The 25994-nt window shown below is 30.9% G+C and carries 26 protein-coding genes; 10 read left to right on the forward strand and 16 right to left on the reverse strand.

The genetic code is table 11. The features are described from left to right. Window positions 1-158 precede the first annotated feature (158 nt). Together ACH2BG_RS05780 and ACH2BG_RS05785 are read left to right on the forward strand one after the other, a co-directional pair. Window positions 159-743 (forward strand): RNA polymerase sigma factor, encoded by a 585-nt coding sequence (locus ACH2BG_RS05780; protein ID WP_395046766.1) that lies wholly within the window; start codon window positions 159-161, stop codon window positions 741-743. Between the two features lie 49 nt (window positions 744-792). Beyond that, the gene (locus ACH2BG_RS05785; RefSeq protein WP_395046767.1) at window positions 793-936 is read left to right on the forward strand and encodes a hypothetical protein; all 144 of its coding nucleotides are present in this window, start codon (window positions 793-795) and stop codon (window positions 934-936) included. Window positions 937-952: 16 nt separating this feature from the next. Here the strand turns inward: ACH2BG_RS05785 and nth are convergent, their stop codons facing one another. Continuing rightward, the gene (gene nth, locus ACH2BG_RS05790) at window positions 953-1612 is read right to left on the reverse strand and encodes an endonuclease III domain-containing protein (RefSeq protein ID WP_395046768.1); all 660 of its coding nucleotides are present in this window, start codon (window positions 1610-1612) and stop codon (window positions 953-955) included. Between the two features lie 87 nt (window positions 1613-1699). Here nth and bcp point away from each other — a divergent pair, with 87 nt between their 5' ends. Beyond that, window positions 1700-2152, forward strand: a complete 453-nt coding sequence (gene bcp, locus ACH2BG_RS05795) for a thioredoxin-dependent thiol peroxidase (protein WP_395046769.1) — start codon at window positions 1700-1702, stop codon at window positions 2150-2152. A 68-nt stretch (window positions 2153-2220) separates the two neighbouring features. Here bcp and ACH2BG_RS05800 read toward each other — a convergent pair whose 3' ends face one another. The 4 genes from ACH2BG_RS05800 to ACH2BG_RS05815 form a co-directional block, all read right to left on the reverse strand. Then, on the reverse strand, window positions 2221-3276 hold the full coding sequence (locus ACH2BG_RS05800; RefSeq protein ID WP_395046770.1) for an alpha/beta hydrolase family protein: 1056 nt from the start codon (window positions 3274-3276) through the stop codon (window positions 2221-2223). A 156-nt stretch (window positions 3277-3432) separates the two neighbouring features. Then, window positions 3433-4569, reverse strand: a complete 1137-nt coding sequence (locus tag ACH2BG_RS05805) for a helix-turn-helix domain-containing protein (protein WP_395046771.1) — start codon at window positions 4567-4569, stop codon at window positions 3433-3435. A gap of 119 nt (window positions 4570-4688) precedes the next feature. After that, on the reverse strand, window positions 4689-5354 hold the full coding sequence (locus tag ACH2BG_RS05810) for a hypothetical protein (protein WP_395046772.1): 666 nt from the start codon (window positions 5352-5354) through the stop codon (window positions 4689-4691). A 123-nt stretch (window positions 5355-5477) separates the two neighbouring features. Then, complete coding sequence (locus ACH2BG_RS05815) at window positions 5478-6944, reverse strand: TonB-dependent receptor (protein ID WP_395046773.1); 1467 nt, start codon at window positions 6942-6944, stop codon at window positions 5478-5480. Between the two features lie 83 nt (window positions 6945-7027). Here ACH2BG_RS05815 and ACH2BG_RS05820 point away from each other — a divergent pair, with 83 nt between their 5' ends. Beyond that, entirely contained in the window at window positions 7028-7792 is a 765-nt protein-coding gene (locus ACH2BG_RS05820; protein WP_395046774.1) for an MBL fold metallo-hydrolase, read from the forward strand. A gap of 3 nt (window positions 7793-7795) precedes the next feature. After that, window positions 7796-8263, forward strand: a complete 468-nt coding sequence (locus ACH2BG_RS05825; RefSeq protein ID WP_395046775.1) for a hypothetical protein — start codon at window positions 7796-7798, stop codon at window positions 8261-8263. A gap of 30 nt (window positions 8264-8293) precedes the next feature. Here the strand turns inward: ACH2BG_RS05825 and ACH2BG_RS05830 are convergent, their stop codons facing one another. The 5 genes from ACH2BG_RS05830 to ACH2BG_RS05850 are packed head-to-tail and all read right to left on the reverse strand — an operon-like array spanning window position 8294 to window position 13815. Beyond that, window positions 8294-8935 (reverse strand): alpha/beta hydrolase, encoded by a 642-nt coding sequence (locus ACH2BG_RS05830; protein WP_395046776.1) that lies wholly within the window; start codon window positions 8933-8935, stop codon window positions 8294-8296. Window positions 8936-8939: 4 nt separating this feature from the next. Beyond that, window positions 8940-9260 (reverse strand): DUF4870 domain-containing protein, encoded by a 321-nt coding sequence (locus ACH2BG_RS05835; protein ID WP_395046777.1) that lies wholly within the window; start codon window positions 9258-9260, stop codon window positions 8940-8942. Between the two features lie 2 nt (window positions 9261-9262). Further along, entirely contained in the window at window positions 9263-10516 is a 1254-nt protein-coding gene (locus ACH2BG_RS05840; protein WP_395046778.1) for a dihydroorotase family protein, read from the reverse strand. After that, window positions 10513-12441, reverse strand: a complete 1929-nt coding sequence (locus ACH2BG_RS05845) for a BatA domain-containing protein (RefSeq protein ID WP_395046779.1) — start codon at window positions 12439-12441, stop codon at window positions 10513-10515. Before ACH2BG_RS05845 ends, ACH2BG_RS05840 begins: the two co-directional genes overlap by 4 nt. Before the next feature lie 27 nt (window positions 12442-12468). Beyond that, a complete protein-coding gene (locus ACH2BG_RS05850; protein ID WP_395046780.1) occupies window positions 12469-13815 on the reverse strand; it encodes a DEAD/DEAH box helicase in 1347 nt (448 codons plus the stop codon). 139 nt (window positions 13816-13954) lie between these two features. Between ACH2BG_RS05850 and ACH2BG_RS05855 the strand changes: the two genes are divergently transcribed. After that, window positions 13955-16900, forward strand: coding sequence for a PAS domain S-box protein (locus tag ACH2BG_RS05855; protein WP_395046781.1), 2946 nt, complete (start codon window positions 13955-13957; stop codon window positions 16898-16900). Beyond that, a complete protein-coding gene (locus ACH2BG_RS05860) occupies window positions 16897-17283 on the forward strand; it encodes a two-component system response regulator (protein WP_395046782.1) in 387 nt (128 codons plus the stop codon). Before ACH2BG_RS05855 ends, ACH2BG_RS05860 begins: the two co-directional genes overlap by 4 nt. Before the next feature lie 120 nt (window positions 17284-17403). On the opposite strand, the gene dnaN is transcribed toward ACH2BG_RS05860, so the two are convergent. The 5 genes from dnaN to ACH2BG_RS05885 all read right to left on the reverse strand — a co-directional run bounded on the left by dnaN (window position 17404) and on the right by ACH2BG_RS05885 (window position 22317). Then, on the reverse strand, window positions 17404-18522 hold the full coding sequence (gene dnaN / locus ACH2BG_RS05865; protein ID WP_395046792.1) for a DNA polymerase III subunit beta: 1119 nt from the start codon (window positions 18520-18522) through the stop codon (window positions 17404-17406). Window positions 18523-18622: 100 nt separating this feature from the next. Next, window positions 18623-20302 (reverse strand): gliding motility-associated ABC transporter substrate-binding protein GldG, encoded by a 1680-nt coding sequence (gene gldG / locus ACH2BG_RS05870; protein ID WP_395046783.1) that lies wholly within the window; start codon window positions 20300-20302, stop codon window positions 18623-18625. Next, the gene (gldF, locus tag ACH2BG_RS05875; protein WP_395046784.1) at window positions 20302-21033 is read right to left on the reverse strand and encodes a gliding motility-associated ABC transporter permease subunit GldF; all 732 of its coding nucleotides are present in this window, start codon (window positions 21031-21033) and stop codon (window positions 20302-20304) included. Before gldF ends, gldG begins: the two co-directional genes overlap by 1 nt. 121 nt (window positions 21034-21154) lie before the next feature. After that, window positions 21155-21451, reverse strand: coding sequence for a putative quinol monooxygenase (locus tag ACH2BG_RS05880; RefSeq protein ID WP_395046785.1), 297 nt, complete (start codon window positions 21449-21451; stop codon window positions 21155-21157). A gap of 38 nt (window positions 21452-21489) precedes the next feature. Then, a complete protein-coding gene (locus ACH2BG_RS05885) occupies window positions 21490-22317 on the reverse strand; it encodes an S-adenosyl-l-methionine hydroxide adenosyltransferase family protein (protein WP_395046786.1) in 828 nt (275 codons plus the stop codon). 96 nt (window positions 22318-22413) lie between these two features. On the opposite strand from ACH2BG_RS05885, the gene ACH2BG_RS05890 reads away from it, so the two are divergent. The 3 genes from ACH2BG_RS05890 to ACH2BG_RS05900 all read left to right on the forward strand — a co-directional run bounded on the left by ACH2BG_RS05890 (window position 22414) and on the right by ACH2BG_RS05900 (window position 25439). Continuing rightward, window positions 22414-23364 carry a PhoH family protein gene (locus tag ACH2BG_RS05890; RefSeq protein ID WP_395046787.1) on the forward strand — a complete coding sequence of 317 codons (951 nt, stop codon included), beginning with the start codon at window positions 22414-22416 and terminating at the stop codon, window positions 23362-23364. A 241-nt stretch (window positions 23365-23605) separates the two neighbouring features. After that, window positions 23606-24421, forward strand: coding sequence for an SDR family NAD(P)-dependent oxidoreductase (locus tag ACH2BG_RS05895; RefSeq protein ID WP_395046788.1), 816 nt, complete (start codon window positions 23606-23608; stop codon window positions 24419-24421). Window positions 24422-24491: 70 nt separating this feature from the next. Next, a complete protein-coding gene (locus tag ACH2BG_RS05900; RefSeq protein ID WP_395046789.1) occupies window positions 24492-25439 on the forward strand; it encodes a phosphoribosylaminoimidazolesuccinocarboxamide synthase in 948 nt (315 codons plus the stop codon). Between the two features lie 25 nt (window positions 25440-25464). Here the strand turns inward: ACH2BG_RS05900 and ACH2BG_RS05905 are convergent. Further along, the coding region (locus ACH2BG_RS05905; RefSeq protein WP_395046790.1) for a DUF1801 domain-containing protein at window positions 25465-25994 on the reverse strand (530 nt) is incomplete at its 5' end.

Below are 25994 nucleotides of genomic sequence, written 5' to 3' on the forward strand. Positions count from 1 at the left end.
TAAACAATATGTTAATTTTTTAAAGAAAAGTTGTTAATGTAAAATAAATTATATTAAATTTGAAGTCTAGTAACACTAAAACAAAAGCTTATAACAAAGAAATACTTTTAAGAAAAGAGATAATCTCTTAAGATAAACCCAAATCTAAAAGTATTGTTATGGCTACTACTCAACTCTCAGATGCTTTATTGGTAAGGCGTTACATCGATGGTGATGAAACGGCATTATCTACATTAGTAAAAAGACACCAATCTAAAATTTTTGGTTTGATTTATTCAAAAGTTTTAGATAGAGATATTTCCGACGATATATTTCAGGATACATTTATAAAAGTAATTAAAACACTTAAAGGTAATTCGTACAACGAAGAAGGGAAATTTTTGCCTTGGGTGATGCGAATTGCTCATAATTTGGTTATAGACCATTTCCGAAAAACCAAAAAGATGCCCCTGTATCGAGAGACGGAAGAGTTTTCTATCTTTTCGATTATGAGTGATAATTCTCCAAATATTGAAAATAGAATCATTACCGATCAAGTCGAGAAAGACTTAATTAAACTCCTAAACGAATTGCCAGACGACCAAAGAGAAGTCGTTGAAATGCGAATTTACCAAGATTTAAGTTTCAAAGAAATTTCTGAATCTACTGGTGTGAGTATCAATACGGCATTGGGAAGAATGCGTTATGCATTAATAAATTTGAGAAGAATAATAGATAAAAATCAAATTATTTTGACCAACTAAGCAATATCTTTTTCTAGTTTGCGTTATATTATAAATTATAAAAAATAATATGGCAAAAATTTACTCTAAAAAGAAAAAAGCAACCCCTAAAATGTTACCAAAAAAAGAAACAGTCAATTTTATATTGAACTATTCTAAAGCATTAAGAATAGATAAAATTGGTGAGGGAATTTTTGAAACAATCATGAATTAACCACAAAACGCTCAAATTATTGAGCGTTTTTTTTGTGATAATCTTTCAAAACAGATTGTCTTCCAATAGTTTTGGTAATAATATCTTTGTCTAAACTCCAACCACGAGCAGGTGAATATTCTCGTCCGTACCAGATAATTTGTAGGTGTAAATCGTTCCAGATTTCTTCGGGAAAAATGCGTTTAGCATCTTTTTCGGTTTGGGTTACATTTTTACCATTAGTCAAATTCCAACGATACATCAATCGATGAATGTGTGTATCTACAGGAAAAGCGGGGACTCCAAAAGCTTGACTCATCACCACACTGGCGGTTTTATGACCTACGGCTGGCATGGCTTCTAGGGCTTCGAAACTTTGAGGAACTTTACCATCATGTAGTTCAATTATCATCTGTGATAAACCGAAAATTCCTTTCGATTTCATTGGCGAAAGCCCACATGGACGGATAATTTCCTTAATTTCTTCGACAGAAAGTTTTACCATATCATACGGATTATCAGCTTTTGCAAAAAGTATTGGTGTAATTTGGTTCACACGAACATCTGTACATTGTGCCGAAAGCAAAACCGCAATGAGCAAAGTATATGGGTCTTTGTGATCGAGAGGAATAGGAATTGTTGGGTATAATTCTTTTAACGTATTTATAACAAAAGTTACACTTTCTTTTTTGGTCATTTTAGTTAAATTTGAAAAACAAAAGTACAATTTCAATGGCAATAACAAAATAAATCTAACAATCTAAAATTCTAATAATCTAAATAAATGACAACACTTAAAAAAGGAGATAAAGCACCAAATTTTTCAGCTTTAGATCAAGACGGGAATTCACATAAATTATCGGATTATGCAGAAAAAAAATTAGTAATCTTTTTTTATCCAAAAGCAAATACGCCAGGTTGTACCGCCGAAGCTTGTGATTTGAGTAACAATTATGCTCGTTTTACTGCCAATAATTATGCAATTCTAGGCGTAAGTGCAGATACTGCCAAAGCACAATTGAAATTTAAAGAGAAATTTGATTTTCCTTTTCCACTTTTAGCCGATGAAGACAAAGCAGTTATTGAAGCCTTCGGTGTTTGGGGGCCAAAAAAATTCATGGGAAAAGAATATGACGGAATACACAGGACGACTTTCATTATCGACGAAAAAGGTATTATTGAAGAGATAATTACTGCTGTAAAAACTAAAGAACACACCAAGCAAATATTGGGTTGATATAATAACAAAACCTAACAATAAGCACTACTAACTCAGTTGATTTAGTAGTGCTTATTGTTCTCTTATTACAAAGTTTTTATGCTCTTAAATATTTTATATTGTGTTTCTACCACAGATTGATTAAAACCATGAGCTGCTTTTGGTAACAAATAGTATTCTTTTTTAGGTGCTTTAATTTTATCAAAATATTCTTTTGAGTTTTCTTTTGGTGTCATAATATCTTCATTGCCTTGTATTAAATATACTGGAATTTTAAAATCTAAATTATCTCTCATTAAGTTAATGGTTGCAGTCATCGATTGAACTCCCAATTTATCATCTCCAACGTAATTTACAAACGAATAATCGTCTCCATCGGCTCTATTTTTATTGTCAATATCATTATCATAAATAGGGGAAAGTTGAAACCAATTGTCTGGAGCAGGTGTAGAATTTGCTCTTTCATATTTTTTTAAAACTCTAAATAACAAACCTACATTTTTTGCCCTACTATAAGGCGGTTTGCCTATAGAATTTAATATTTCTAAAGCTTCTTTGTCATTCTTGTTCTCTGCTATTTTATAAATTTTAGTAAAAAATTCTTCATCAATAGTAGAATTAACAATTTGTGAATGTCCAACATAAGCATAAAAAAGATCTGGTTGCTTTGTCACTATTTTTACTCCAAGTGCTGAACCCCAAGATGTTCCAGTAAGTATGATTTTTTGTTTTGCTAAATGTTTCAAAAGATATTTTGACACTTCAACTCCATCGTTAGTCATTTGTTCAAGTGTTAATGGATTTGCTTTTAAATATTCAGGAGAAAGTTCTTCTGGTGGCGCATTTTTTCCATAAGTTCTCCCAGTTCCTCGCTGATCCCATTGAACTATAATAAAATCTTTTTCTAAATCTTTATATAAAACGTCAACATAAGGGCTTATTGGACTACCAGGTCCTCCGTGAATAAATAATATGATAGGTTTTGAACTATTTCCTTTTATGGTAATCCATTGTTCAATGCCATTTATTAAAACGTATTTTTCTTCAGAAATTTGATTTTTTAGGTCAGAATCACTTTCCTTTAATTGTGCAAAACATAAAAAAGGCATTAGAAATAAAATAAATAAAGATGTAATTTTCATAACTTCAAATTTTTAATTGTTAGTATTAATTTGAAGCAAAATTGCATCATAAGTTTAGCGTTGGCGACCGAATGAAAAAAGTCGAACCAATTTGCAGTAATTAAATGGGTTCGACTTTATTTTAGTAACGTTCGACTTTTTACAAAGCCTTTATAATTAAGAGTTTCTGAATTCTGTAGGTGTTTTATTAGTGTATTTTTTGAAAGCAGTGTTAAAAGATGATTTCGAATTAAAACCCACTTCATAAAGAATTTCTAAAATAGTAAGTTTGCTTTTTGACGAATTTTTTAAAATTTGCATGGCTTTTTGTATTCTATATTCATTTATGAAATCGAAAAAATGTTGATTCATATGATGATTAATCAAAACAGATAAATCACGGACAGGAATATTAACTTGTTGTGATAATTCTTGTATCGTTAAAGATGGTTCTAGATAGGATTCGTTTTCTAAAACATACTTTTTCACAAGTTCGATTTGTGAAACGATTTCTTCCAATTTTGGAGTTTCGAATGATTCTTTTTCTGTTGAAATTACTACTTCATTTACCAATAACATATTTGAATCAACACCTTTAAAAAGACCAGGATTGTTTAACGCTTTTAATACAAACCAACAACTTATAATGAGTGCAATCGCTCCAATAATTACATTTGACGAGTTAAGAAAAATATTATAATCAGTATATCTTACGATAGATTTAAAGAAAACAATACAATGCGCAATTAGAAAAAAAACAGTCATTTGAAACAACCATTTGTACGATGAGTTATTCGCATTGGTATAATTCTCTAAGTAAATTTCTTTGTATTTTTTTAAAATAATAAAAACCAAAATAATATAAAAAGCATATTGTAGCTCTGCCAGAATATAGAAAAAGCGTATCTCTAACATTTGCTTAAAATGCTCATAAATGTAAATACTGTCAATGTTAGTTGCTAAATAAAACCTTGGGATAAACACTAAATTTGCAATTGCAAAGGGAATTATTAGTGCTAAATGTTTTGGTTTTAATCGAAAATCTGAATGACAAACTGCCTTTACATACAAATAGAATATTGGCATGATTAGCAAACTAGCCGTCATTCTAAAAATCTCAAAAATTAAATTAGGTTCAAAATATTTGTCTATAAAAAAACTACTCAAATCGAATGCCGTAAGGATAAGAAAACTAGCAAAAAATCTGTTTGAAAGTTTGTTTTTTGTATTTACTGTTAGCAAAAAAAAGGCAAGAAGCAACATTACAAAAACGGTAATTAAAGTAATAGTATTTAAAAAATTGGATTTATCCATTTAGTTATTTTTGTTTAATCGGAATTCTTTGTCTTTGAGATTGTTGGGATTTAAATTAAACTCAAAAATCTGCAATATTCAAAAGCTGCTGTTTGGCAGATATTACTTTTAGTAAATGATTAATATGGTAAAAGCCAAATAAGTAACAAGATTATCCATTGTAAAATTAATAAAAACCAAATATTTTTTCTACTTGGCTTTGAAACATTCTCTAATGTTTGTATTATTTTAGATTTTAATATTTCAACTATCGATAGGTTTTCATTTTTAAAATCAACATCATCAAGTTTTACTTTTTTTAAACCATATTCGATTACTTTTTTAATCCATTTATTTTCATTTTCATTTTGTAATTGATGTATTAGCTTTTCTTTAATAATTTTATAATTTTCTCCATTCTTTAATAAATTATCTTTTTCATCTTTAGCTTTAACTAAAATTCTGTCCAGAATTGGATAAATATAATTTTCAGATTTATCTTTTAAAACTTTATTAACTAGTTTGCTTAAAATGTATTTATTGCCAAGAGTAAAAAATAGAAATGGACTTGCAATTAATGTTAAATAAAACAATATTGAACCAATTGGTTTTGAAAAGAAAATCATAAGAAGGTATGGAATTGCACTAACGTGTGCTGATTGTCCTGGGTCAATATTTTTTGACAAAACTATAAAGTCTAATATACAAACTGAAACAGTTGATATTAGCCCAATTAAGGTTATTTTGATGAAACTAAAAATTGACATTGAAGCTAGTTTCGTAAAGTATATTATCTTTTCTTTCATTTGGTTTTATGTTATTTATTTCTCTTGTTTTTTCAGTATTTCTGCAACCAAATATACTCATATTAATAAGAAAATCCTGAACTGTTTTCACAATTCAGGATTCATTCATATTGTTCTATTTTTTTAAGCTTCTATTAAAATTTTATTGTTATCATAGCCAAAAAGATGGTTTTTCTTAATAAGATCGGCAATTCCTTCGGGTAACATTTTTTCCCAACCTGGTGTTCCTTGACTAATCATTTTGAAAACTTCGCGAGAGAAAATTTTAAGATTTTCTCTTTCAAAATCGGTGATGTCGGTTACTTTCCCGTTGTAAGCGAAGAATTTGTATAATTCTTTCATGCGAGGATGTACTTTTAGGTTTTGCGAATTAATCACATTACCATCTTCATCTTCCATAGGATATAGGAAAACTTTTAGATCTCGGTAAAATAATTTACCAAAAGCTTCTAGAATCCCACCACTCAAATGTCGGTAATATTTCTCATCAAAAACATCAATTAGATTATTTACACCTAGTGCTAGTCCCATTCTTGCTTTTGTATAAGAAGAGAAATATTCGACTACTTTAAAGTATTCTTGAAAATTAGAAATCATAACTGTTTGTCCTAGCGAACAAAGTAATTCGGCTCTATCCATAAAATCTCTTTCATCAATTTCGCCATCTGAACGAAGATTGGAAAGTGTGATTTCGAAAATAACCAAAGTGTTTTCTTTTTTTACTTTATTGCCATCTACAAACATTTGCAACGATTTCTCGTACATGTCCATATTTACTTTTGTCACAGGACGGAAACTTCCGCGCAATGCCAAAATGTTTTTTTTGTATAAAACTGCTGCTGGCAAGATGTTTTTTCCTGTTGGATCGAACATTACAGCATCGGTCATACCATTTTTTACCAATTGTAAACTCATTAATCGGTTATCAACATCGGCAAATCTTGGTCCTGAAAAATTGATGGTATCTATTTCTAATTGGTCATTATCTATATGATCATACAAATAACGCAACAATCTTTTTGGGTCATTGTATTTGTAAAATGCACCATATATTAGGTTTACGCCTAGTTTTCCTAAAGTTTCTTGTTGCAATTTCGCATCAGTTTCTTTAAATCTGATATGAAGTAATATTTCGTTATAAGCTTCATCAGGCTCAATTTGATACCTAATTCCTACCCAACCGTGACCTTTAAACTGTTTTGCAAAATCTATTGTAGCAACAGTATTGGCATAACTAAAAAACATTTTTGTAGGATGTTTGTCACGTTTTAGTCGTTGCTCCATCAGTTCACTTTCATGAGATAGCATCTTTTTTAGACGACTTTCGGTAACATAACGACCATCATCTTCGATACCATATATGGCATCACTAAAATCTTTATCGTAGGCAGACATTGCTTTTGCAATCGTACCAGAAGAACCACCAGCTCTAAAGAAATGGCGTACCGTTTCTTGTCCAGCACCAATCTCGGCAAAGGTTCCGTAAATATTATCGTTAAGGTTGATACGCAAAGCTTTATCAGTTGTTGACGGTATTTGTTCAATAACTTTGTCTCCTTTTAGCGTAATTTCGTTTTCTGAATTTCTCATACTTGGGGTAAATACTTTACAAAGTTAATAAATTAGACAGCTTTACATAAAAATAATCTTTATTTTTGTGAAAAATATTTTAATTGAAAGTCTATTTTTTAGGTACTGGCACTTCACAAGGCATTCCTGTTATTGGTAGCGACCATCCTGTATGTCGTAGTCAAGACCAAAAAGACAAGCGTTTGCGGGTCTCAATTTGGGTAGAATGGGATAATAATTCTTTTGTAATAGATTGTGGGCCAGATTTCAGACAACAAATGCTTACTTCGAATTGTACGAAAATTGATGCCATTTTATTTACTCACGAACATTCCGATCATACGACAGGTTTAGATGATATCCGACCTTTTTTCTTCAAACAAGGAAATATTCCTATTTACGGACATGAACGAGTTTTGAAAAACCTAAAGAAACGTTTCGATTATATTTTTGAAACCGAAAATAAATATCCAGGTTCGCCAGGAGTTTTTCCTATTGAAGTTGAAAATAATGTTTCGATTGAAATCGATTCAAGAGAAATTATTCCTATAAACGCAATGCATGGAGATTTGCAGGTTTTTGGTTATCGTTTTGATAATTTTGCTTATTTGACTGATGTAAAAACCATTGAAACTTCGGAAATAAATAAACTTAAAAATCTTGAAGTTTTGGTAATAAATGCTTTACGAGAAGAGTCTCACAATACCCATTTTAATTTGCAGGAAGCTTTAGATTTTATTAATATTGTGCAACCAAAAAAAACTTATTTAACACACATCAGTCACACTTTTGGGTTTCATGAAGAAGTGCAAAAAAAATTACCTAAAAATGTGTTTTTGGCTTATGATAATTTAATAATTAATATTTAAAAAATGAAAAAACTAGTTTTATACGGATTAATATTTTCGGTATTATTGAATATTTTTCAATACATGTATTCGACAAAAAAGTTCAATTTTGATGAAAATCGTGCTGAAAAATTTAAGGTAAAAATGACTGATAGTATTACCAAAATTGTAGCTGAAAAAGAAGATGGCGATTATTTTTCTTTGGCTTACGATGAGAAAGCGCAAGATTATTTAGAAGGCTACGACGTTCAGAAATTGATGCCGCAAGTAAAAGAAAAATTAATGGATATGAACTCGAATCCTACGGGAAACAAATTAATTCCTTATGATAATATGGTGATTAATAAAGTACGTTTCTTAAACCACCGATGGATTATTGCCGATTTTACTGGCGATTCCAACTGGGGAGAAGTTATCTTAAAATACTTTTTAGAAAAAGATGGCTCCGTTACTTTTGAAACTGCCGAAACGGTCATGTATCCACAACAATAAAAAAAAGGACTTCATTTGAAGTCCTTTTTTTTAATTTATTTCCAACCAATTTTTGAAATCATAAAAATTTTGTGGCGAAATTCCATGTCCAATTGGATATTCTTTATACACGTTTTCAATTCCTAAATTATCTAATGAAGGTTTAGCTTTTCTTGCCCAATCAACAGGAACCACTTGATCTACAGAGCCGTGAGAAGCGAAAAATTTAATATTAGAAAAATCATTATTTTCAAAACCTTCTTTAGCAATTTCGGTATTAAAATAACCACCCATTGCGACTACTCGTTGCATTTTTTCGGGATAAGATAAAGCCACAGCATAACTCAAAATGCAACCTTGACTGAAACCTATTAAGGTCACATTATTAGCATCAATAGGATAATTAGCTACCAATTCATCAATAAAATTAGCAATTACATCTCGAGAACTTCGAGCTTGATTTAGGTCTGAAAATTTCTTTTCATCGGCATCAAAATTAATGGCATACCAAGCATAACTTCCAAATTGCAAATCGTAAGGCGCGCGAGCCGAAATTACATAATAATGGTCGGGTAGCTCTGATGCAAATGAAAATAAATCTTCTTCGTTGCTACCATAACCGTGAAGTAATAACAGTAATGGATTTTTTTCAAGCTTTATTTTTGGTTCTCTAACGAGGTGATGTAAAGTCATTTTTTTATATATTTTTAAACCATTTTTGAAAATAATTTCCCAAAAGAGGAATGGGTTTCATTTCTCCTTTTGCCGCTGTTAGCATGCCGTACATACTCAAAACTGAAACAAATATCCACATCGAAATGAGAATCATATCGTTTTTAAAATTTGATATAATCAATCCTAAACCTACAAAAAGAATAGTGATTCCCAATCCTTGTCTGATATGAAATGATGCAAAATTATTTTTGTTTTCCGAATTTATCGATAAGGCAATTAATGGACCAATTAAAATAATATAACTTAATATTGCTGCCGTTTTTCCGTCTTTTTTTTCTTCCATTTTTATGCTAAAACTATTTTTTTTTGATTGTATATTCCGTATACTTTTCCTTTTGTTTTCGTGCCAAGAAAAGCTGAATTTTTAGATTTTGATAAGATATTTCCTTCTGTAAATGTTGATTCTCCTTCTGGATTAAATAAAGTAATATTTGCTTTTTGTCCTTCAATTATTGAAGCCGTTTCTTGATCAAATATTGTTCTCCCACTTACTAATTTTTCGACAATAATTTCCGTAGGCAAAATGGTTTGTAAAGTACCAAAAACACTTTCTAAACCAATGGTTCCGTATTTTGCTTTGTCAAATTCCATTTTTTTATTTTCAATATCAATCGGATTGTGGTCCGATGTAATACAATCGATTGTATTGTCTAGAATTCCTGTGATTAATGCTTTTTTATCTTCTTCAGTTCTAAGTGGAGGCAAAACTTTATAACGTGTGTCAAAACCTTCAATTTCTTTATCCGTTAATATCAAATTATGTACCGCAACGCTACAAGTTACTTGTAATCCTTTGGCCTTAGCTTCCTTAATTAAAGCCACAGACTTTGCACTAGAAATAGTTGGAATATGTAATTTTCCACCTGTATATTCTAGTATAAAAAGATTTCTTGCAATGATTAATTCTTCTGCAAGCGACGGAATTCCTTTCAGTCCCAACATTGTCGAAACGATACCTTCATGAACCATTCCTTTGCCTTTGATGGTGTTATCTTGCGAAAAAGCAATAACCAATCCGTCGAAATCTTGGGTATATTGTAAGCTTATTTTTAGCAAATTGGCATTATCTAAACTCTTGTTATAATCGCCAAATGCTATTGCTCCAGCATTTTTCATATCAAATAGTTCGGCCAAATCGTTTCCTTCACTTTTTTGAGTTAGCGCTCCAAGTGGGAAAAGTTCGGTAGCAAAACCGTTTGCTTTTTGTTTTACAAAATTTATTTGCGATTGGTTGTCTAAAATAGGGAAGGAGTTGGGTTGTAAAGCAATTGCTGTAAATCCAGATTTTGCGGCTACTTGCAAGCCATTCGTGATGGTTTCTCTGTCTTCAAAACCAGGTTCGCCAAGGGAAACACTCGTGTCGAACCAACCTTGAGAAACGTGTAAATTATCGCGTTTTATTTCTTCAAAACCTTCGGTATTTTCAATATTTGAAGCTATTTTTTCGATAATTCCGTTACTAATTTTTATATCCACAATTTTATTATGCCATGGATTTTTAGTGTCGATAATTCGTGCGGCTTTGAGTATTAAATTCATTTTACAAATTTTTGTATAAATAGTTCAAGGAGTAAAAATAATAGTGTAAAAATAAGAAACCATTTCCAAATTTGGCTATCGGTTCTGTTTATTTGAATCGTGTCAAAAAAGGATTCAATGTTAGAAATAACATTCAAATCGGCTAAAGTTTCGTCACTTGGAAGCGTCAAATTACTTTCTTTTCTGTCAAAATTAAAACTAATGTTTCCAATATTTTTTTTGCTTTGAATGACTTCAAAATTACCTGCTAAAGTTGGATTGTCAGCACAAGAAATTTTAATTTTATCGCTCATAACTTGTTGAGATGGAATAAACTCTTCCAAAGGATTTCTTATAGAAATAATTTCGTTATTGGTTGTATTTGCTGTAATTAAAAATGGATTGGTGTTGCCAATAGTTTCATATTTCACACCATTTTTATTGTTATTCATTGCCATTTTGTAAAAAGTAGGCACAATGAGTGGCGAATTCTGAAAATTACTATTTGTCTTATTTATAGGAGCCGAAAAAACAAATAATGAACCCATTTGTTTTTGTATTGATGTTAAAAAAGCACTTTGATCATCGTAAGTTATTGCTTGTGATGCATTACTTTTTATCACAAAAGATTGTAGCGTATTTGGATATTGAAAATTGGTAATTTTCTTCTCAAAAACATTTGAAAATAATGGATTAGAAAAATTTATTTTAGTGATTTTCTTTTCTTGATTTTGAAAATTTGAAAACTGAATTCCTCCAAAATTATTTAAAAATGAATTCAAATTTGAAATTTCATTTTTTTCTGACGGAATCAAAACAACATTTCCGCCTTTGGCAACAAACGATTTCAAATTGGTTTGCAAAGCCACGGGAATATTATCTAATTCGTTTAGTACAACGGCATCTTGTTTGTTTAGTTGGCTATAATCTAAAGTAGAAATTAATGAATTTGAATAATTAAACTCTGGTTTTGTATAAATTCTAGATAAAAAATCACTTTTTTCGGTTACACCAATACTTAGAACATTCGTTGTTTTGGGTTCGGAAATAGAAAAATATAAAGTATTATCGAAAGCCAAACTATTATCATTGATGCTTACATAACCATTAAAATCTGCTTTTGGAATTGTAAAATTGATGGTTTCTTTGTTTTTTTTGAGATTCAAAATTGTTTTAGCAATTAAATCTTTTTGGTTGTAAACCGAAACCGGAATCGCTTTTGCGTCATCAAAATTAGAAGAAAACTGAACTGATATTTCATAAAAATCATCTAAGGTTTGGGCTAAATAAACACTATCAATGGCGATGTTTTTGAGTTGTTCTGCTTCGGGAATGATGAAATAAGTTTTGTCTTTTTCAGCATTTCTTTTTAAATGGTTTTTGTTCATTCCAATCCCATCGGTAATGACGACAATGTCCTTATTTACAAAGGTTTTTCGGGATTTAATTTTTGTTAAAGCAGTTTCTAATGAAAACGGGATAGCGCTATATTTTAGATTTTGTAAATCTTTTTCGATAGCATTTATATTGGTATTCCAATAATTTTCATCGTTGGTAATTACCGAAAAATTACTGTTTTTAGGCGCAAATTCTAATAAATCTTGAACCGCTCGTTTTAGCAATTCTCCTTTCTGACCTTTGGCTTGCATACTGTAAGAATTGTCTAAAACTATAAACAATTCGTTGTTTGTATTTTCGCTGTCTTTTGCTTTAAAAAAAGGTTGTGCAAAGGCAAAAACAAGAAACGCAAGTAGCAATAATCGTGTGGCTAGTAATAACCATTTCTTTATTTTAGAACTTTTTCGGGTTTGAATGGAAAGTTCTTTTAAGAATTTTACATTGGTAAAAAACTCTTTTTTGAAACGCCTTAATTGAAATAAATGCACCAGAATTGGAATAACCAATAAAAAAAGGAAATAGAGAATTTCTGGATGTTTGAATTGCATTTATTTTGAATGATTTATCAAAGATAATTATTTTTTCTTCTTCTTTGCCGCTCTAGTTTTTAAAATATTTCTATTGACAGAAGTTCCTGTTTTTTTCTTCGTTTTAGATGGTCCACCTAAATTTACTTTTTTGTTTTTTTCTGATTTTTCGTGATGAGAAGCACCACCTTCTAATTTCACTTTTTTAAGTAAAAATTTCACCACTTCTTTCTCTTTTTCTGGACCAATAAGCAGTTTTGAAATTTCGACTTCTTCAGGTAAATCTAGAATTGTAATTTCTTTACCCATTAAAACTTCGGCACCAAATTTTATTTCTTCTTCACGAGGTGCAATAAAACTTATTGCAATTCCGCTAGCATCAGCCCGACCTGTTCTTCCAATTCTATGAATATATTGCTCTGGAAGTTCAGGTGCTTCAAAATTTATAACGTGTGTAATGTTTGAAATATCTAGACCACGCGCCATTATATCGGTAGTAATCAAGCCTCGCAATTCGCCTTCTTGGAAAGTCGCCATCGTGGTTAGACGATAATTTTGTGATTTATTAGAGTGAATTACTCCAAACTGGTCTGGAAAATCTGCTTCAATTCTTTCGTGAAGCATATCGGCAATTTTCTTATTGTTTACAAAGACTAAAATACGAGACATTTCCTTATTGGTATGAAGTAAATGTTTTAGTAAATTAACTTTGGTATTAAAATTAGGAACATTATACGATAATTGTTCAATTTTTTCTAAAGGAGTTCCAGACATCGCTAGTGAAACTTCTTCTGGAAAATCGAAATAATCGTTCAGAATTGCATCAACTTCATCAGTCATTGTAGCCGAAAATAGTATGTTTTGACGTTTGGTTCTTAACATGGCGAGAATCGAAGTAATTTGAACTCTAAATCCAAGATTTAGCATTTCATCAAACTCATCAATCACTAATTTTTGAGTATCATCGAAACGAATTACCGCATCAAGTGCTAAATCCATTACACGTCCGGGTGTTCCTACGAGAATATCGACACCTTCATAAACTTGTTTTTTTTGTGTATTTATATTTACACCACCATATATTCCTAGGGTTGAAACCGACATGTATTTTGTCAATTTTTCAACTTCTTCTACAACTTGAACTACAAGTTCACGGGTTGGAACAAGAATTACAATTTTAGGTGTATTGGTATTTGTAAATGTATATTGTTTTAATAATGGTAAAAGATAAGCAAAAGTTTTACCAGTTCCTGTTTGTGCAATTCCCATCATATCGCGACCAGACATAATTACAGAAAAAGATTTTTCCTGAATAGGCGTTGGTGTTGTTAATTTTAATTCGTCTAATGCTTTCTGTACCGATTTTGGAAGATTAAACTGCTCGAATGATGCCATTTTGTTTTATTTTGTGCAAAGGTATTCTTTAAACTTAATATTCATCAATAAATAAGTGTACTTCGTCGGAAAAAAGGCATTTTAAATTAAAAATGTAGTATATTAGTCATATATTATAATTAGAAAGCACATTTTGGTTATGGATAATAATTTTTCTCTAAAACAATTTGAAATTCTTTTAGAGCTTTATAAATCATCTTTTTCAAATTTTGATTCTTTAGAAAATTTGCATAAAGCAATAACAAAGTCTGTTGCTTCAGGTTTGGGGATTTCTCGAGCCAGTATTTGGGAGTTTGAAGATAATAAGTTAGTTTGCAAAATTTTATTCAATTCTGAAAAGGAATCATTTGAATCACAATCAGAATTGTTACAAACTGATATGCCTAATTATTTTGATGCACTTCAAAAAGGAATTGGAATAGTTGCTGACGATGCTCAAGAAAACAAACTCACAAACGATTTAAAAGAGGATTATCTAGTCCCATTAAACATAAAAAGCATGCTTGGTTTACCTATTCGAGAAAGCGGTAAATTAATAGGAACCTTATGTTGTGAGCATACAAGTACTAAGGAATGGTCTGAAAATGATATTTCATTCTCAAGATCAATAACAGATATTTTAAGCTTACTTCTTGAAGAAAATGAAAAAAGAATTGCTGAGAAGAGTTTGCTGGAAAACCAAGACAGGTTCAAATTTATATCAGAAAACATTTCAGATGGAATATATATTATAGAAAATGAAGTTCTAGTTTTTGCTTCTTCAACTTATCTTGAAATGTTAGGTTTATCTGAAGAAGAAAAAAGAAATAGTCATAGTATTGATATGTTTGAACTCACACATCCAGATGATAAGAAAAGAGTTATAGATATTATTTATGGTGCTGCAAGCAAAAAATTACCTTCAACAAAATATGTATTTAGATGCCGAAAAAAAAATGGACAATACATGTGGCGTGAGGACATTATGAATATTCACTATGATGTTTCTGGTCATGCATTTCGAGCGGTAACTATTGCCAGAGATATTACTCAAGAAAAAGAAAAGGAACTAGAAATTATAAAGAAGCAAAAAGCAATCGATTTACAAAATAGATTGTTAATAAAACTATATGCGAAGACAATCGATTTAAGTATAAAAGAAAAAATAAATTACATAACAATAATTGCCATCAAAGGACTTACAATAGATAGAGCAAGTTATTGGGAAATAGAAGGAAATCAATTAGTATGTAAGGATTTGTTTGATAAAATTGAAAATTCACATACAAAGGATCAAAAACTTAATACTAGAGATTTACCTAAATATATTGAAGCAATAAAGAGTCAAACTGCAATTATTGCCGATGATGCTCTAACAAACGAAAGTACTTCCGAGCTTGTAGATGATTATCTAATTCCGTTAAGAATAACAGATATGTTGGACATTCCTGTTAGAAAAAATGGAAAATTCCATGGTGTTTTATGTTGTGAACATTGTGACAAACCAAGAGTTTGGAGTGAAAATGATGTGTCATTTGCAAGATCATTAGCCGATTTTTTAAGTTTGGCACTTGAAGAGGAAAAACGAAAAAAAGCTGAAAAAAGGCTGAATGAAAATCAAGAAAAACTAAGACAAAGCGAATACCAACTTAGGTTAATAACAGAAAATTCTTCTGATGGTTTTGTTATTATGGAAAATGAGAAAATAACCTATGTATCTCCTTCGTATGCTAAATTTATGGGATACAAAGCAGACGAGTTAATTGGTATTTCTGCGGATCAGATTTTTGAAAAAATGCACCCGGAAGATAGAGACCGGGCAAAAAAAACCATAGATCATAATCTCAAAAATAAGTTAACCTCTTTTAAATGTGAGTTCAGATTTAAAAGAAAATCAGGAGATTATTATTGGCGTGAGGATTATGCTAACATTATATATGACGAGAAAGATGAAAATAACAGATACTCTAAATATATTATTATTTCTAGAGATATTCACGAACGCAAGCAAATAGAAAATAAACTCATAGAAAGTGAGAAACAATTACGATTAATTACCGAAAACACTTCCGATGGAGTTGTAGTAATTGAGAACGGAAAACTTACCTACGTTTCGCCTTCTTATACTAGATTATTGCAATATTCTAAAGAGGATTACGCGAATTTTACTATCGATGATATTTTTAATAATTTTCACTTGGATGATTTAAATATTGTAAGGCCTTATATTTTTGATAGTTTGTCTAAACAGATACCGGAGATTAAATATGAATTTAGGTTTAAAGACGCAAACGGGTTATATCATTGGCGTGAAGATTCCGCAAATATTATATATGACGAAAACGGTAAGTATTCTAAATATATTGTCATAACCAGAGATATTTCTGCCAGAAAAGAAGCCGAAAAAGAGAAAAATAGATTATATAAGATTACAGTAAAACAAAACGAAAAATTAATAAAGTTTACCCATATCGTTTCGCACGATATACGCTCGCACACGAGTAATTTAAGTATGATTCTCGATTTATTTGAAGAAACAAATGATCCAGAGGAGCAGAAAGAATATTTCGATATGCTTAAACAAAGCACAAACAAACTCTCAGACACGATTTTTTATCTAAATGAAACTGTAGCCGTTCAAAGTGGAGAAAAAAACGAAAAAATAAAACTGAATTTAAAAGCCGAAATAGAAAAAGCAATTTTAGGAATAAATGCTATTATTCTTACAAATGAAGCCAAGATAAACATACAAATAGATGATACAATCGAAATTATTGCGACACAATCCTACCTAGAAAGTATAATTTTTAATATGCTCACCAATGCCATCAAATATAAATCACCTTCTCAAAATCCAATTATAGATATAAAAGCTAAAAAAATGGAGAGCGAAACAAGACTAACAATTCAAGATAACGGTATAGGAATAGATTTAGTAAAAAATAAAGATAAAATTTTCGGAATGTATAAAACTTTTCACGGAAATCCAGATGCTGTAGGATTGGGCTTATTTATGGTAAAAAACCATATAGAATCTATGGGAGGAAGAATAGAAGTAGAAAGCGAATTAGATAAAGGAACTACTTTTAATATGTATTTTGTATGAGAAAAGTAAATCTAACATATATTATTGATGACGATAATATTTTTGTTTTTGTATTAAAAAAAATACTAGACAGGAATGAAAATTTTGATCAAGTTCTCGATTTTAAAAATGGAGAAGAAGTTCTAAAAATTCTTTCAAATAAAAATAATACGTTTCCAAACATCATTTTATTAGATATAAACATGCCGGTTATAGATGGTTGGCAATTCCTTGAAGAAATTGAAAAATTACCCAATAAAGAAAAACTAAATGTTTTCATTATGTCTTCTTCTATCGATACAAATGATATAGAGAAATCTAAATCATTTTCGACAGTCAAAGATTTTATATCAAAACCTATCAATAATGACAAGCTAAACAAACTTATTGAGAGTATTTCATAAAGTCATAAAGTTGTAAAGTCGAATGTCATAAAGTTTTGCAAATTTTTGAGTATTCAACAAAAAAATGTTCAGCTTTTGCTGAACATTTTTTTATTTAAAAATCTAAGTTAGTCTAAAAATCTAATTATTCAACATTACTGGCATAACTAACATAGTAACTGTTTCGCCTTCGTCAAGACCATCAACAGGAGTAAGGATTCCCGCTCTGTTTGGCATAGACATTTCTAACATAATCATATCAGATTGTAAGTTACCTAACATTTCTAATAAGAAACGTGAGTTGAAACCTATTTGCATGTCATCACCCTGATAATCACAAGTTAAACGTTCTTCAGCTTTGTTTGAATAATCTATATCTTCAGCAGAAATATTTAATTCTGTTCCTGCAATTTTAAGTCTAATTTGGTGTGTTGTTTTGTTAGAGAAAATCGCTACACGACGCACAGAACTTAAAAATTGTGTTCTGTCTATCATCAATTTATTTGGATTTTCTTTTGGAATAACTGCTTCATAATTAGGATATTTTCCATCAATTAATCTACAAGTTAAAATGTAATTATCAAAAGAGAAAGTCGCATTTGAATCGTTATATTCGATAGTTACTTCTTCGTTTGAAGTAGCAAGGATTCCTTTCAAAATATTTAAAGGTTTTCTTGGCATAATAAAATCTGCTACTTGCGATGCTTTTACATCGGTGCGAGCATATTTTACTAATTTATGTGCATCTGTAGCAACAAAAATTAATCCTTCTGGTGAAAACTGAAAAAACACACCAGACATTACTGGACGCAAATCATCGTTTCCAGCTGCAAATATTGTTTTGCTAACTGCTGTCGATAATACTTCGGCAGGAACAATTGTTTTAGATGGTTGGTCTAGGTTCACTGATTTTGGAAACTCTTCTCCTGGAGCATAAGCCAAAGCGTATTTTCCTGATTGTGAGCTAATTTCGATAGTATTATTTTCTTCAACCGTAAATGTAAGTGGTTGTTCTGGGAATGTTTTTAGTATTTCCAACAATAATTTTGCAGGAACAGCAACGCTTCCTTCACTAGTAGAATCAATAGTAAGTGAAGCTGACATGGTAGTTTCTAAATCAGAAGCAGAAACTAATAATTCATTTTTCTTTAATTCAAATAGGAAATTATCTAAAATAGGTAACGTATTACTACTGTTAATAACGTTTCCTAAAACTTGTAATTGTTTTAATAAATAGGAGCTTGATACTATAAACTTCATCATTTTTTTTTTAAATTCTTCTGTTCTGAATTTCAGAACTTTATTATTTTTTACAAATATATCGTAAACTAATCAGTATTGAAAACATTTTTATCAACAACTAACGACCAAATTGTCTTTTTCTTAAATAAGTAATCACAATTCCAAAAAACAGTAATAAAACCAATGGTAATCCGACGGTTAGCAATTGGGTATAGGTATAGTTTTCAGCTACTTTTTCTTTGTCTAATAATGGTAAATCGACTTCCTTACTGCGAATGTTAATAAGTCCGTTGTCATCGAGTAAATAATTGACACAATTCATCAAAAATTCCTTGTTGGCATACATTTTATTCGTCCATTTATCGAAACCTAATTCTAACGGTTGTCCTTTCTCATCAAGTTGATTTTTGATAATATCACCATCGGAAACTACAATCATTTTAGAGGATTTTCCTTTGGCTTTAAAACTAGCGTCGTCAAAAGGTAAAACTCTATTTTCAAATACCGAAGAAAAATTCCCTTCTAGCAAAATACTAACAGGAATACTTCCTGGCTGAAAGTCTTGTGGATTTGGTTTTTCATTTACCATTTTCAAATCAATCTCAATAGGAGTTCCTATTTTTTTTGAATAAATAGAAGACTGTAATAAAATTGTTTTTTTGATTCCGTTTTTCAAAGTATCAATTTCATTGGTGAAATCTAATTTTACACCATCAATATTATTTACGATTGGATGCTTACTTTCGGAAAAAATATACGGCGCAAAATACCAAGGATATTTCTCGTATTGCGTTTGGTTTCCTTTGTTTCCAGATGCTAACGAAATAGGTGCGCATTGAATATCTTTTACCAACATTGGATTTATCCTGAATCCGTATTTAAAAAACATATCGTTTAAACCCAAATCGAAAGGAAATGCAAAACTAGATCCCGTTTTGTTTAAGCTTTCCATATCAATATTTACGGTTTCTACCAACCATAATGTCTTACCACCATTGATGATAAATTGATCTAAAATTTGTTTTTCTTGGTCAGAAAATGCAGCTTTTGGTTTGGCAATAATGGCTAAATCGAAGGTCTTTAATGCTTTTGCAAAAAGTACGGGATTTTTAGAAACCGAATCTAAAGGAAAAGGTGCAATAAAATAATTCTCCCGAACCGATTGCAAAAAGTCGGCTTTAAAAATATCAGGCAATTCATTTTTACCTTTTATAACGGCAATTTTCTTTTGTTTTTTAGTTGTTATTTTATGAAAACCATCGGCAAAAGCATATTCTAAATGTTGTACAGAACTGACTACTTTTTGTTCAGTCGTGGCTCCTAATTTGTTTTTTAATAAAGAAATTTTGGTGCTTTTGTCTTTATATGTAGCAATTACCCACGGAAAAACTACTTCTTGCGATTGCTTTCCTTTGTCATCGACCGTGATTTTTATAGGTGTTAATCCTCGTTGCACAAAGGATTCCATTATAGCATCGGATTCTTCAGGATTTTCTAAAGGATTTACAAATTGATAAACTATATTAGGATTATAAGCCTTAAACTCATCAAGAATTTGTTTTGTTTCGTTTTGTAAACGTTTAAATTCGGGCGGGAAATTACCTTCTAAAAAAACATCGATATACAATGGTTCTTTGGCATTTTTTATAATGTTTAATGACGTTTCAGACAAAGTATAACGTTTGTCATGCGTTAAATCGAAACGATGAAAAAATTGACTTCCAATGCCATTTACAACAAGAATAGTAGCAATAGTAAGTAATAATATCTTAACTTTCTTTTTCTTAACTGGTATCATTACGATTTGTAGGATTTTAATTTATAAACGGTAAACGACAAAAATAGTACAGTTATACTCACAAAATAAAGAATATCTCGAGTGTCTATCACGCCACGACTCATGCTTTTGTAATGATAATCCATTCCAAATGATTCAATTATTTTGCCAAAATCGCCAAATATCTTGTAATTTTCAATGCCTTGAAAACCATAATAAAGGACAAAACACAAAAACACCGAAACAATAAAAGCTACAATCTGATTGTCTGATAAAGTGGAAGTATAAATCCCAATAGCAGTATAAGTTGCCATAAGGAATAATAAGCCAAAATACGAACCTAACGTGCTTCCAAAATCGATATTTCCTTGAGGTAAACCCAAATCATAAATCACTTTAACATATACTAATGTTGGGATTATTGCGATTATTAATAATAAAAAAGCACCCAGAAATTTTCCGTTTACGATTTCCCAAAGTGATAATGGTTTTGTTAATAGAAGTTCCATAGTTCCTTGTTTTTTCTCATCCGAAAAACTACGCATGGTAACAGCAGGAATCAGGAATAAAAGTATCCAAGGCGCAATGGTAAAAAACGGTGTCATGTCTGCAAATCCTGAGTTTAAGATATTGTAATCACCTTCAAAAACCCACAAAAACAATCCAGTGAGCAGTAAGAAGATGGCAATAACTAAGTAGCCGATGGGCGAACCAAAAAAGGAACGGAATTCTTTAAATAATATGGCTTTCATTTTTTAAAAGGGTTAAAAGGTTTAGAAGTTTAGAAGGTTTAGGAGTTTAGAAGTTTAGGAGGTTTAAAAGGTTTAGAAGTTGAGAGTCAAACTAAACTTTTAAACCTCCTAAACTTCTAAACTATTCTAAAGAAACTAATTTATCTACACTCCAAGCTTCTGGTTTGTCGTTAAATAATTTTTTGGTAAATGTCCAAACATCATAAAATAATTCTGAGTTTCGGTAATTTTCTAAATCTTGCTCGGTTTCCCAATAACTGTAGGTAAAGAAAATACATTTGTTGTTTTTGTCTTGGTATAATTCTAAGAAACGATTTCCTTCGGCATTTCGTATTTTTTCTTTCATTAATTCGAAATTTTCTAGAAAAGCTGGAATATTTTCTTCGTGAAAACTTAATTTTACTATACGTACAAACATAAGAATTTAGGAATTAGGATTTTCGATTTAGGATTTTTTTAACTGAATACAACATTTACAACATCTCGATATTTCAGTCCCAATAATGATTTAGCTGAACCAACTGTTTTGGGGTTGCTTTTATAAATGGCAATTTCAAGAAAACCAGCTTCGTTAAAAAGAGCTAACTTTTCGCCTTCATAATCTCTCAGTGTGTACTTTTCAGACACTTTAAAATCAGAATAATTAGCATGTATTTTTTTGATGGTTTTGGTTCCAAATTTAATCTCAAAATTGCGATTATTTCCAATTTCGGCAAACATTTTTTTCGAAATATTAGTAACACAATTCCCGAAATGATCTACATAAACTACATAACCTTTTATACTATTTGAATCGGAAGCAACGACAGCTTGCAATTCGTTTACAATTTTTATAACTGAAATTTCTTTGCCAATTACATTTAGCGAACCACCTTTTGCGAGATGACAAGCTACTTTTACAAAGACATCTAAATCAGTCGAACCATCAGGCAAACGGTTATGAATGTTGATTTCGACCATTTTTTGTGGTACAATTTTCTGAGTAAGAATACTCAAGATTCCGTTATCGGCACAAACAAAAAAATGATTGTTCCATTGTATGGCAATGTGTTTGTTTTCGGTAGTTCGTTCGTTATCAATGCCAATAAAATGTACAGTTCCTTTAGGAAAGCTATTATAAGAAGCATTTATAATATAACTCGCTTCGGATATATTAAACAAATCTACATGATGAGAAATATCAATGATTTGAACCTCAGGGTATTCCGAAATTAACTTGCCTTTTAGTACACCAACAAAGTGGTCTTTCAAGCCAAAATCAGTAGTAAGCGTAATTATTGACATCTTTTTGTTTATAACTATTCTGTAATCGTTCCTCTAAATTTATTAAATTTGAGATATGCAAAGCTAACTTATTTTTTTAATTTAATCTTCCTGCTTTTGAACGAACGAATCATTGAATTACACGACATTGCTCCCAAAGAATTTTGGGGTGCACAAGACGCTCATTTAGAAACAATTAAAAGGTACTATCCGAAGCTAAAAATAGTAGCGCGAGGAACAACCTTAAAAGCCTTTGGCGAAAAAGATGAGCTCGACGAATTCGAAAAACGCTTCAACAGACTCATGGTTCACTTTACACGTTACAATACTATTGATGCCAATGTTATTGATAGGGTTATTCTGAACGATTCTCGAGAAGAACAAAAAATGGCAGACAGTGACAAAATTTTGGTTCACGGAATAGGAGGAAAGCTTATTAAAGCGATGACGCCAAACCAGCAATTATTGGTTGATTGTATCAATAAAAACGACATGGTTTTTGCCGTAGGACCAGCAGGAACTGGAAAAACCTACACGGGTGTTGCTATGGCCGTAAAAGCATTGAAAGAAAAACAAGTAAAACGGATTGTCCTAACGCGTCCAGCGGTCGAAGCAGGCGAAAATCTTGGTTTCTTGCCAGGAGATTTGAAAGAAAAACTTGATCCGTACATGCAACCATTATATGATGCTTTGCGAGATATGTTGCCACCACAAACCCTCGAAGACTATATACTAAAAGGAATTATTCAAATTGCACCATTAGCATTTATGCGTGGTCGTACGTTAGATAATGCCTTTGTAATTCTCGACGAAGCCCAAAACACTACCCATTCGCAAATGAAAATGTTCCTGACTCGTATGGGGAAAAACGCCAAGTTTATGATAACAGGCGATCCTGGTCAGGTAGATTTGCCACGAAGAACCATTTCAGGACTTAAAGAAGCGATTTTAGTGCTGAAAGATGTCGAAGGAATTAGTATTGTTTACCTCGATGACAAAGATATTGTTCGTCACAGGTTGGTTAAAAAAGTAATTGATGCATACAAACAGATCGAAAATACTGATTAAATTACTAAGATTATAAAGTTTTTTTTGAAGCGAAAGGCTTGGGACTTTTTGCAAACGCAATTCCCGCTTTTCGCTTTAATCTTTTTTTCGTTAAAACAAAAAAGAGAAAAAAGGATTTCCGCTTCAATCGGGGCTAATTAGAATTTGAATCGAATTATTGGAAACTTCCTTAATTTTCATCAAAACTAAATATTAAATTTTATTTTATGTAGTTTTACCAACTTACTAAAAACATTCAATTTTGAAAAATGTACTTATTACTGGAGCAGGAAGCGGGTTAGGTAAAGAACTAACCTTGCATTTTTCTAAAAATGGTTGGAATGTTATTGCAACTATGATTCACCTTGATCACGGTAAAGAGCTAATGGGTTTGCCAAATATTAAGTGTTATGTTTTAGATGTTACATCGACCGAAATTATTGAAAACACTAAAATTGAATTATTAAAAGAATATAAAACCATCGATGTTGTTATAAATAACGCTGGTGTTGGTTACAGAAGTTTTGTCGAATTATCTGAAGATGATAAGATAAAAAGTATTGTAGACATCAATTGGTTAGGAGTCGTAAAAGTATGCAGGGCATTTATTCCTGTATTTAGAGAACAAAATAAAGGATTGTTTATAAATATATCTTCGGTTGCAGGTTTGGTCAATTTGCCTTTGGGAAGTTTTTATCATTCAACAAAAAAAGCAGTCGAAAGCTTCTCAGAATGTATGGCTTATGAGTTGATTGATTTTAATATCAAAGTTTGTACAATACAGTTTGGAAATGCAAAAACTGATTTTCAGAAAAATGTCACAAAATCTGAAAGATCAACGATAGAATCTTATAATGATTTAATGGATAAAATTACGGATCTTCTACATAAAAAAACAGCTAAAAATAAAGATTTATTGCCAACAATCACTCAAAAAGTGTTGAGTATTGCCGAAAATCCACCAAGAAGATTCAAACGATTCACGATTGGTTTCGACGCCAATGCAATGAATTTTCTCCGTAGGATATTAGGTTACAGACTATTTAATAGTATAATAAGGCGTTCTGTTTTGAAATAGATTACTTCAAAAAAATATTAAAAATGTAGTTGTAATTTCCTATTTTTGCAAAAATACACACAACTACACAATGAACACAATTACAACTACAAATTTCAATTTCCCAAATCAAAAATCAGTTTACCGAGGCAAAGTCAGAGAAGTTTACAACATAAACGATGAGCTTTTAGTAATGGTTGCCACCGATAGATTGTCCGCCTTCGATGTTGTTCTACCAGAAGGAATCCCATATAAAGGACAAATTCTGAACCAAATTGCCACTAAGTTTATGGAACTCACACAAGATATTGTTCCAAATTGGCTAATTGCAACACCAGATCCAAACGTGGCTGTCGGACACTTGTGTGATCCGTTTAAAGTAGAAATGGTTATTCGTGGTTATCTTTCAGGACACGCCGCTAGGGAATATGCTTTAGGAAAAAGAATAATTTGTGGCGTAACAATGCCAGAAGGTTTGAAAGAAAATGATAAATTCCCCACACCTATAATTACACCAACTACCAAAGCTGATAATGGTTCGCATGACGAAGATATTTCTCGCGAAGATATTTTAGCAAAAAAGATTGTTTCTGAAGAAGATTATTTAGTTTTAGAAAAATACACGAGAGATTTATACCAACGTGGAACCGAAATAGCAACTTCACGAGGCTTAATTTTAGTAGATACAAAATACGAATTTGGTAAAACCAAAGAAGGAAAAATTGTTTTAATAGACGAAATTCACACACCAGATTCTTCGCGTTATTTTTATGCTGATGGATATCAGGAAAGACAAGACAATAATGAAGAGCAAAAACAATTATCTAAAGAGTTTGTGCGTCGTTGGTTAATAGAAAACGGATTTCAAGGGCAAGAAGGACAGCAAATTCCACATATGTCAGCGGAATATATTACTTCGGTTTCAGAAAGATATATAGAATTATATGAAAATATTTTAGGTGAAAAATTCGTAAAAGCTGATATATCAAATATTGATGAACGAATTGAAAAGAATGTTTTAGAATTTTTACATAAATAAAAAAAGGAGCTTCAAGCTCCTTTTTTTATTTATGTAAAATTGATTCATATTCGGTTATATAATCTTGAACAGATATTTTTGTCATTAATTCTCCAATTAAATCAAACGGAATCGCGTCCCATTTTTTAAATCGAATGCAACTTTTTCCCATATCGAGTTTGTGTTTGCTGTGTTTTGGGAATTCGGTTGTAAACCATTCTAAAAGTTTAGGATTCATGTAAATTCCCATGTGATAGAATGCGATGAAGTTTTTTTGTGATGCAATAGATGTAAATGATAAAGGCAATTTTGGGTCACAATGATAACCTTTTGGGTAAATAGAATGAGGAACAACATAACCAACCATTCCGTAAATCATACATTCTTCGAAACCCTTTGGCATATTTTCTAAAATAGTTTGACGGAGTTTATTAAAAGCTTGTTGCCTTTCTTGAGGAATTTCTGTTAAATATTTGGATACGTTTATTGCTTTCGATCGCATTTCAAGAATTATTTTATGTAAAGTTAATATTTTCAGCGAAGTAAAATTAATAAAAAACACCTTCTTCCTCCTTT

Source organism: Flavobacterium sp. (assembly GCF_043779715.1).
GTDB lineage: Bacteria > Bacteroidota > Bacteroidia > Flavobacteriales > Flavobacteriaceae > Flavobacterium.